Below are 8,840 nucleotides of genomic sequence, written 5' to 3'. Positions count from 1 at the left end.
CCAAAGTGCAGCGCCCGACGGTGTGTGACGCCCTGGATACTTTACTGGTGCATCACAAAGTAGCAGATACTCTTTTACCCAGGGTATTCAACCGGTTAAGCGAAGCTGGTGTTTTCTTTCGATTAGATCAATCCGTATTTGAAAAGCTTGACCTGAAAATGTCTGATCAGTTTCAACCGGCTCAATCCGGAGATTTTGATACAGAATGGTTGTCTCTGGTAATGGGTGTAAAAATTGTGGCCAACCTTGATGAAGCCATCCAACACATTGAGGAACATTCAACTGCTCATTCTGATGGTATTCTGTCTGAAAATCCAGAAAATATCGATATATTTGTTAACCGGGTTGATTCTGCAGCAGTATATGTCAATGCCAGTACCCGGTTTACGGATGGGGGACAGTTGGGTTTAGGCGCTGAAGTGGCTGTTTCCACTCAAAAATTGCACGCGCGCGGTCCAATGGGTTTGCGGGAATTAACAACCTACAAATGGGTTATCATGGGTAATGGTCATGTTCGCGAGTAATTGTTCCAAACCAGATTGTTCCAAATCTTGGGTATAAAAACAATCCGAGAAAAGCCTGACCAAAAAAATAAATGGGAAACAGAAAAAACATTTCCTGCACATCATTTGGGGAGAGCGGTTTGCTGGTTGTTTTTGGAAACGGGATTAATTTGGAAATCAACCAGCGAGTTCACCTCCTGGCAGAATGGGTAAAAAAGGCAAATTTGCCCGGTGTTATTGAGGTAATTCCTGCTTATGCTTCAGTCCTCATTGGTTTTGATCCATTTCAGATTGAATATGATGCTTTGCATAGATTGATCATGGAATATGAAGAAGGACAGATGGAGCCGCTTTTATACCGCTCTGAAAAGTTAATTGAGATTCCTACAATTTATGGAGGCGAGCATGGCCCAGATCTGGAGTTTGTTGCACAATACAATCACCTCTCACCCGATGATGTCATCCGGCTGCACAGCGAGGCAGAATACAGGGTGTTCATGATGGGGTTTAGTCCTGGGTTTCCCTATCTTGGCGGCATGAATCCGGCAATTGCTGTACCCCGCCTTTCCTCACCACGCACCAGAGTACCTGCCGGCTCGGTGGGTATTGCCGGCGAGCAAACCGGTATTTATCCGATCGATTCAGCCGGTGGGTGGCGCTTGATTGGATGGACTCCGTTGAGGTTGTTTGATCCCTGTGCCGAACCACCATTTTTGCTTGAGCCGGGTGACAGGTTGCGATTTATTCCAATTTTGCGGGATCAGATGGAAAATGATTGAAATTTTGGATGGGGGTTATTTCTCATCAATCCAGGACTTAGGAAGGGTAGGGTGGGGGCAATACGGGGTGCCGCGAAGCGGTGCCATGGATGAATTTGCTCTGCGGGCAGCCAATCGGTTGGTGGGAAATTCCGATGAAAGCGCTGGAATTGAAGTCGGAATAGGCGGTATTCAATTTCGAGCATTACAAAATATGATAATCGCAGTGTGTGGATGGGGTTTTTCGGTTTGGGTAAATGAGAATAAGATGGATCTATGGCAATCATTTCGCCTTCGTGAAGGTCAAACAGTGCGTATAGACCACGTTGGTGGTGGAATGTGGGCAGTGGTTGCAATTCAAGGGGGGATTGACGTGAAACGCATCATGGATTCACGTTCAACCTCGTTGCTGGGTGGTTTTGGTGGTTGGCAAGGAAGATTATTAAAAGAAAAGGACTGCCTGCCAATTGGCGAAACTCTTAACAAAACCGTACAAGAGCCGGTGCGTATCTTGCCCCAAAACGCAATACCACCATATTGTGACAATTTATGCTTACGAGCAGTGGTTGGACCACATTTGGATTTGCTGGGAAACGAAGCTGATCGCCAGTTTTTCCAGCAGACTTTCACTGTCTCTTCATCTTCAAATCGTACCGGTTACCGGCTGCAAGGTGAATCGTTGAGAGTGAAATTTAACGGAGAGATGATCTCTTTTGGGATGCTTCCAGGAGCGATTCAAATACCGCCAAGTGGTGAGCCAATTGTAATGATGGCTGATGCCCCAACCAGTGGCGGATATCCGGTCATAGCGGTAGTAATCCGCGCAGATTTACCTTTGTTGGCACAGGCTGAACCGTTCAAGAGTCGTATTCAATTTAAACCCGTTTCTGTGAGGATTGCCCGTGAAGCCTATGTGGAAATGATCAAAAGACTGGATTATATTCAAGAAATAGATCAATTTATTGAACCCTGGAATTGGGCAGGAGCAATTCAATGATAACTATTGATCTCAATTGCGACATGGGAGAAAGTTTCGGGCGCTACACACTTGGGTCGGACGAAGAATTAATGCCATATCTCAGCTCAATCAATCTTGCCTGCGGATTTCACGCAGGAGACCCGATGGTGATTCAGCAAACCGTCCAAACGGCGGTCAAATACAATTTAGCGGTTGGGGCTCATCCGGGCTACCCGGATTTACAGGGATTTGGTCGTCGTAAAATTGAAATGTCTCCAGAGGAAGTTGAAGCAATGGTTCTGTACCAGATAGGAGCTCTTTGGGGCTTTTTGCGGTCAGCTAGGATTGAGATGACACATGTAAAACCTCACGGCGCGCTGTATAATCAAGCGGCGCAGGAGGTGCGCCTAGCCAATGCAATTGCCCGTTCTGTCCGACGTTTTAGCAAAGAGTTGATTCTGGTTGGTCTGGCCGGTTCAGCTTTGATTGAAGCCGGGTTGGAATGCGGTTTGAATGTGGCAAATGAAGGGTTTGTGGAGCGAGGCTATCAGGCCGACGGTCGTTTGGTGCCACGAGGAATGGAAGGGGCGGTCATTCATGATCTTATAATCGCTGCCCGGCAAGCGATACAATTAGCAATGGATGGAATAACTGTGCACAAGGGAGAAATGGCGATGAATGTAAAGATAGATACATTGTGTATACATGGAGATTCGCCAAATGCATTGGAAATTGTCAGGGCAGTCCGCTCAGCGCTGGAAGAGGCAGGGTATAAAATACAAAGACTTTCAGGCTGAGGCGGATTTTGGTAGGAAAAAACATAGCGTGGAGGGGGTAAAAAATCGAAAAACATTAATATCACCCAAGATAAGATCTATTATATTGGGATAAATTATTTATCCCATTATTGTGTCATTGTGGCTTGACATCATTGTGTAATTGCGTTATTCTAATCAAGGAGGTATATGATATGAAACGCAGTCAGTTGATCCTTGATGAAAAAAATGACTGGCGGTTGAGGGAATTGGCTTACCGGGAAGGTAAAAGCATTTCCGAGATTGTCCGTCAGATTCTGGATGAGTACTTTGCCGAACGCGAGCGAAAAGAGCGGGAACAATCGGTTCAGGCTTTACGCAAGTTGGACCAAATTCGCGAATCAACTGCAAAATTTGGCGTGTATGAAGGCGATCCGGTCAATGAGGCTCGCCAGGAAAGGGACGCCGAGATAGAGGATGTATGGCGTCAGTGGTCATAGACGCAAACCTTGCCATTGGACTGGTGCGCCAAATGCCCTTTTCGGATGCCTTTCGGCGGTTGATTGAGGGCTGGATTTACAACGGGACACCCATGCTGGTGCCCGGCTTGTGGGATTACGAAGTGGTCAGCGGACTGCGAAGGTTGTGGCAGCAAAAAGCCCTGACAGAAGAACAAACCTTCGGCGGACTGGAAGAAATCCTGAACCTGGATATCAAGCGGTATCCGGCAGAGCCAAAATTGATGCAATCTGCCCTGCGCTGGGCAGCGCGGTTGGGACAGAGTAAAGCCTATGATGCCCAGTATGTGGCTCTGGCAGAACAGTTGAACGCGGAGTTGTGGAGCGCCGACCAGCGGCTGGTTCATGCGCTGAGAGATCAGGGCATCCCCTGGGCGCACTGGATTGGGGAAATGTGAGGCTTTAGAAAGTCACGTGGGTAATTACACTGGGGGTAATATCCTTTTGGGGTATCTCCTTTCCCCGGCGGGGGTGCAATAAAACCTCTGCCCTCACTCCCCCTGCCCGGCCGGGCGGTTGAGGCGGTAGGCCAGCAAAACCGCCAGCGGCGGCAGCAAAAAGAGCAGCCCGCCCAGCAAGTTGGTGGTCAGGTTCAACCCCAGCGGGTCGGCCAGCAGCAGAATCAGCCCCTCGCTCACGTAGGCCGCCAGCAGCGCTTTCCACCACATGCCGCGCCCGGCCGTGCGGCGCAGCGCCAGCCAGCCGCCCAGTCCAACCCCCAGCGGGTAAAGCAGGATGACCGCTAAAATGCCGTAAATCAGATCCTCCCAGCCGGAAGAGCGGATGACGTTGAGATCCAATAACAGGCGGAGGAACAGCACACCGCCGATCACGGCAAGGATGCCGCCCGTAATGCTGCCCAGCAAACCGAACAAGATTCTTTTGGTCATAGACTTCACCTCACTCCTCCACTGACATTTCCAGGCGGTGCGCACCTTTCAGCCCGGCGGGGAGGAAAGCCTCAAGCGGCTGCCCGTCCAACCGGCAGGCGGTCAGGCGGCTGCCCCGCCCTTCTACCTGCAGCGAGAGGCGCGCGCCGCGGTAGGGCAGGTATTCCAGCTCCAGCCAGCCCAGGCCGGGCGGCAGGTAAGGCGCAAAGTGCACCCCATCGGGTTCAAAACGCATTCCCAGCACGCCCAGCAAAATCATGCGCAGGTAAGCGGTCGCACTCCAGCTCTGGCGAGCGCAGGATTCCCACTCCCAGCCGCTGGCGCCCTTGCCCGCCTCCTGCAGTCCGCCGTAGATTTCGCCGGTCAGCGGGTGGTAAATTTCGGCGCACTGGGCAAAGCGGTTGAACAGCACGGTCAGGTGAGCCAATTCTTCATCAAACAGATCGCTCCGTTTGCCGCGCAGGCCGGCCTCAGCCCAAAAGGCGTTGATGAACGGCCAGATCGTGCCGCTGTGCCGGCCGAAGCCGCCGCGTTCGGCATAGCGCGCAAAGGTCGGCCAGACGCAGGCCACCCCCCACGGCGTGCGGTACAGGCGGCGCAGGATGGAGGCAGTCTGTTCGGCGTCGGCAATTCCGAACAGGATTGCAAAGGCGTGGCCCAGCCCTTCTTGCGCCTCACAGCGGCCTTCTTCGTCCAGTAAATAGTCGAAAAGACCGCTGCGCGGGTTCCAGAAATGGCGGTGGATGCTCTCCCGCAGGCGCTCGGCGGTGACCTCGTCTTCCGGCAGCGGCGGCAGACCCAGCTCAACCGCCATGCGCGGCAGAAGCCGGTACACCGCGGCGTAAACGCAGTTGGTGGAAAGGGTCATCATTGGGATGCCGTAGCCGCGCGAGGCCTTTTCGGCGGAGTGGTACTGCACCCAGTCGAGGATTGAGCTGGTCGCGCCGGGCGAATAGCGGTCAGGGTAAGCGGCCACCCCATCGCCGTAGACTGCCGGCCCGCGGAACAGACCGAACTGCGGATCGTACTCCTCATCCTCAAAACGGCGCAGGCTGTTGCGCGCCGCCCGGTAACCGAGTTCCAGCGTGTCGCGGTCGCCGGTGTAGAGGTAATAAGCCCACAGGCCGACGACCCAGAGGACCGCATCCCAGTACTGCCCGCCGATCGCAACCCCGTCCGCGCTTTCCTCCAGCACCGAGAGCAGCGTATCCCGCGCCACCTGCGGGTGAGTCAGGCCCAGGCCGTTCCACACGTTGATGGCGGCGTCGCGCGTCCAGGGCGTGTCGTAGTCCAGCCCGGCCAGCAGCACCGGCCGCCGTTCGCCGCCCGGCGGGTACGGCTGGATGTTGCCCAGCAGGTCGCCGGCGGCGATGCGATAGGCGCGTTCGACGGCCGCATTGCCGCAGCGCAAAGTTGGAAAGGCCGCAATCTCAAATTCCATTCTCACCCCCCTCCCCTTCCGCCGTAAAAGCCGACGGCAGTTCCACCCAGCGCCGCCCGATGGAGCGCGGGTCATCGCCCGAGGCAAGCGGCTGGAACAAAAGGGTGAAGCGTTCGGCAGCCGGATGAAGCAAATAGCCCTCCCCCACCCCCGGCCCGCAGGAGGCGCTGCCCAAACCCAGTTGTCTGACATCCAGATTCAGGTAAACCTGCGGGCGGCGCGCCAGCTCGACGCTGTGCAGGGCGCGGTAGAGGTCATCGGCGGTGAAGTGACTGACCGAAACTTCCAGCAGGCGGTCGGCGCTGGCCAGCAGCCCCCAGCCGGCTGCATCCCGCAGGGCTGCCCAGCGCACATCGGTTTTGTTGCCGTTTTCCTGCGGCATGATGTAGGGCACAAACTGCTCATCCACGCTGCCGCAGTACAGCCCAACCGGCGCGCCGCGCTTGCGGTCGGCATAACTCTCATGCGGGCCGCGCCCCAGCCAGCAGAACTGTTCAAAACCGGGCGGCAGGGTCAGTTTAACCCCGAGGCGCGGCAAAACCGGCAGACGGCCGAAGGGTCGCAGGTCCACCTGCAGCGCCAGCCAGCCGCTGCCGGTCAAGGTGTAGTTGCTGAACATGCGGTATCCGGCCGGCACATCCCGCGCACAGATCCGATGAACGGCGCGGACGCTGACGCTGCCTTCCTCTCCGCTCTTCCAATGCATCTCCAGCAGATGGTGTTCCAGGCCGTCCAGACCGGCGTCCAGCCACTCGCCGAGCAGTTTCCCATGATGATCCTGCGCCCACTTGAAACCGTCGTTGTCGGTCGGCGCCCGCCACAGGTTCAACTGCACGCCGTGCTCGACCAAGCGCACACCCTGAAAGCGGAAGTCGGTCAGAAAACCGCTGTGCAGGTCAAAGTGAACTTCACCGGCCGGGGCGCGCAGGTGCAGCCCGCTTGAATCGGCCTGCGCCTCTACCGGCGGCAGGCCGCCGGGCGTGTGAATCACCGGCGGTACATCCACCGGCAGGCGGAATTGCTCCCAGGCGACCTCGTGATCGGCCTCTGCCCAGGCGCAGTCCTCCGCCAGCCGAAAACGCAGGGTCAAAAAGGCTTCCTGTCCCGGACGCAGGGGAGGCAGGCGGTAGTTCAGCTGCAGCGGCTGGCTCTCGCCGGGCGGGGTAGAAAGAAGCGGCAAACTGCCGCGCTGCCAGACTTCGCCGTCCACTGCAATTTCCCACTCGCCGCGCAGGTGGGAAAGCGGGAGAAAATCATAGTCGTTGTGAATTTCAACGCGGCCCTCGCGCAGGTCACGCGGCCTGACCCGCAGCGGCTGATAGACCTTCTTCACTTCGTACAGCGCCGGATGCGGGGTGCGGTCGGGGAAAACAATGCCGTTGATGCAGAAGTTGCGGTCGTTTGGTTGATTGCCAAAATCGCCGCCGTAAGCCCAATAGCGCCTGCCCTGCGGATCGGTTTTCAGCAGACCCTGATCCACCCAGTCCCAGATGAAACCGCCCTGCAGGCCGGGCGTGGTGTTGATCACATCCCAGTACTCCCCCAGCCCGCCGGGAGAATTGCCCATGGCGTGGGCGTATTCACACAGGATCAGCGGGCGCGGGTCGCGCGAGGTCAACCCAAAGCGGCGGATTTTCTCGACCGGTGGGTACATTGGGCAGACAATGTCGCTGGCGGCATGGCCGCTCTCCCAATCGGCGGCGATGGCGCCCTCGTAGTGCAGCGGACGGGTGGGGTCGCAGGCGCGCATCCAGCCGGCCAGCGCGTCGTGGTTGGCGCCGTAGCCCGATTCGTTGCCCAGCGACCAGACCACCACGCAGGGGTGATTCTTATCGCGCTCCACCATGCGCGCGCCGCGCTCCAGAAAGGCCAGCCGCCAGTCGGGGTCATGGCACAGCCGGTTGTAAAGCGCGTGCGCCTCGATGTTGGCCTCGTCCCATACGTACAGCCCGTATTCATCGCACAGGTCATACCAGCGTTCGTCGTTGGGGTAGTGCGAGGTGCGCACGGCGTTGATGTTGTGCCGCTTCATCAGGCGGATATCCGCGATCATGCTTTCCAGCGAGAGCGTCTTCCCGTACCGCTCATCGTGTTCGTGACGGTTGACCCCGCGGATGCGCACTGCCCTTCCGTTGACCAGAAACTGCCGGCCGCGCACCTCCACCCGCCGGAAGCCGACCCGGCAGGCAACGTACTGCAGCGGCGCGCCGCCCTGCTCCAGCAGGCGCACCACCAGCGTGTACAGGTGCGGCGTCTCGGCAGACCAGAGCAGCGGGGCGAACACGCGCCGCACCAGCCGCACCTGCGGCAGCGAATCTACTGCTACACGAAATTCCGTGGATTGATAGCCCTCGAAAACCGCCCGCCCGTAGGGGTCAAATAACTGCATCTCCACCCGCGCGCCGTCAGCCTGTTTCAGCGCGCCGCCCAGCCGCACGTCCACTTCCAGGCGGCCGCTGCGCAGGTCTTCTTCCAGCAGGGGGCGGGCAAACACATCGGCAATGAAAAGCGGCGGCAGGCTGTACAGCCACACGCTGCGGTAAATGCCCGCCATGCGCCAGTGATCCTGATCCTCCAAGTACGAGCCGTCGCTCCAGCGAATCACCTGCACGGCAAGGTGATTGATGCCGGGCTGCACCAGTTCGGTGATGTCAAATTCGGCCGGCAGGCGCGAATCCTTGCTGAAACCGGCCATCTGCCCGTTGACCCACACATAAAAAGCCGATTCCACGCCGTCGAAGCGCAGGATGAGCCGCCTGCCCCCCCAGTCCGGCGGGACATCAAAAGCACGGCGGTAGAGGCCGGTCGGGTTGTCGTCATGCGGCACAAAGGGCGGGTCAAGCGGGATGGGCATCTGAATGTTGCAGTAGATCGGCCTGTCGTACCCCTGCAGCGTCCAGTTGCCGGGTACGCTGATCGCGTCCCATTCCTGATCGGCAAAATCCGGCTGCTGAAAGCCGCCCGGCAGGGTGGAGGGGTTGGCGCACAGGCGAAAACGCCAGTCACCGTCCAGCGAG

At 57.2% G+C, this 8,840-nt stretch carries 8 protein-coding genes and 1 pseudogene; 6 read left to right on the top strand and 3 right to left on the bottom strand.

The genetic code is table 11. From position 1 onward, the window contains the following. From VAE48_RS06195 to VAE48_RS06170, 6 genes and pseudogenes are all read left to right on the top strand, one after another. A pseudogene (locus tag VAE48_RS06195) lies at window positions 1-524 on the top strand (gamma-glutamyl-phosphate reductase); the annotation flags it as partial. A 71-nt stretch (window positions 525-595) separates the two neighbouring features. Then, window positions 596-1,282 (top strand): 5-oxoprolinase subunit PxpB, encoded by a 687-nt coding sequence (gene pxpB, locus VAE48_RS06190; RefSeq protein ID WP_322792448.1) that lies wholly within the window; start codon window positions 596-598, stop codon window positions 1,280-1,282. Further along, complete coding sequence (locus tag VAE48_RS06185) at window positions 1,275-2,258, top strand: biotin-dependent carboxyltransferase family protein (RefSeq protein WP_322792447.1); 984 nt, start codon at window positions 1,275-1,277, stop codon at window positions 2,256-2,258. Before pxpB ends, VAE48_RS06185 begins: the two co-directional genes overlap by 8 nt. Then, window positions 2,258-3,016 (top strand): LamB/YcsF family protein, encoded by a 759-nt coding sequence (locus VAE48_RS06180; RefSeq protein ID WP_416181025.1) that lies wholly within the window; start codon window positions 2,258-2,260, stop codon window positions 3,014-3,016. Before VAE48_RS06185 ends, VAE48_RS06180 begins: the two co-directional genes overlap by 1 nt. Before the next feature lie 173 nt (window positions 3,017-3,189). Next, window positions 3,190-3,474: a ribbon-helix-helix protein, CopG family gene (locus tag VAE48_RS06175; protein WP_322792445.1), complete on the top strand. Its 285-nt coding sequence runs from the start codon at window positions 3,190-3,192 to the stop codon at window positions 3,472-3,474. After that, entirely contained in the window at window positions 3,456-3,890 is a 435-nt protein-coding gene (locus VAE48_RS06170; RefSeq protein WP_322792444.1) for a type II toxin-antitoxin system VapC family toxin, read from the top strand. Before VAE48_RS06175 ends, VAE48_RS06170 begins: the two co-directional genes overlap by 19 nt. Before the next feature lie 93 nt (window positions 3,891-3,983). Here VAE48_RS06170 and VAE48_RS06165 read toward each other — a convergent pair whose 3' ends face one another. From VAE48_RS06165 to VAE48_RS06155, 3 genes are all read right to left on the bottom strand, one after another. Further along, window positions 3,984-4,382, bottom strand: a complete 399-nt coding sequence (locus tag VAE48_RS06165) for a hypothetical protein (RefSeq protein ID WP_322792443.1) — start codon at window positions 4,380-4,382, stop codon at window positions 3,984-3,986. 10 nt (window positions 4,383-4,392) lie between these two features. After that, the gene (locus VAE48_RS06160) at window positions 4,393-5,823 is read right to left on the bottom strand and encodes an MGH1-like glycoside hydrolase domain-containing protein (RefSeq protein WP_416181024.1); all 1,431 of its coding nucleotides are present in this window, start codon (window positions 5,821-5,823) and stop codon (window positions 4,393-4,395) included. Continuing rightward, window positions 5,813-8,840 (bottom strand): glycoside hydrolase family 2 TIM barrel-domain containing protein (locus VAE48_RS06155; RefSeq protein ID WP_322792441.1); only part of this gene is annotated, 3,028 nt, incomplete at its 5' end. The genes VAE48_RS06155 and VAE48_RS06160, both read right to left, overlap by 11 nt.

It is taken from the genome of Bellilinea sp., from assembly GCF_034432615.1.
Lineage (GTDB): Bacteria > Chloroflexota > Anaerolineae > Anaerolineales > Anaerolineaceae > Bellilinea.
Note: the sequence above shows the minus strand (reverse complement) of the source record. Positions and strands in the feature narration are given on the sequence as shown.

What these genes read in the sequence shown, in the direction of transcription:
- VAE48_RS06175 (WP_322792445.1), top strand. Translation starts at nt 3,190, where the DNA reads ATGAAACGCAGTCAGTTGATCCTTGATGAAAAAAATGACTGGCGGTTG.
- VAE48_RS06165 (WP_322792443.1), bottom strand. Translation starts at nt 4,382, where the DNA reads ATGACCAAAAGAATCTTGTTCGGTTTGCTGGGCAGCATTACGGGCGGC.
- VAE48_RS06160 (WP_416181024.1), bottom strand. Translation starts at nt 5,823, where the DNA reads ATGGAATTTGAGATTGCGGCCTTTCCAACTTTGCGCTGCGGCAATGCG.
- VAE48_RS06170 (WP_322792444.1), top strand. Translation starts at nt 3,456, where the DNA reads ATGGCGTCAGTGGTCATAGACGCAAACCTTGCCATTGGACTGGTGCGC.
- pxpB (WP_322792448.1), top strand. Translation starts at nt 596, where the DNA reads ATGGGAAACAGAAAAAACATTTCCTGCACATCATTTGGGGAGAGCGGT.
- VAE48_RS06185 (WP_322792447.1), top strand. Translation starts at nt 1,275, where the DNA reads ATGATTGAAATTTTGGATGGGGGTTATTTCTCATCAATCCAGGACTTA.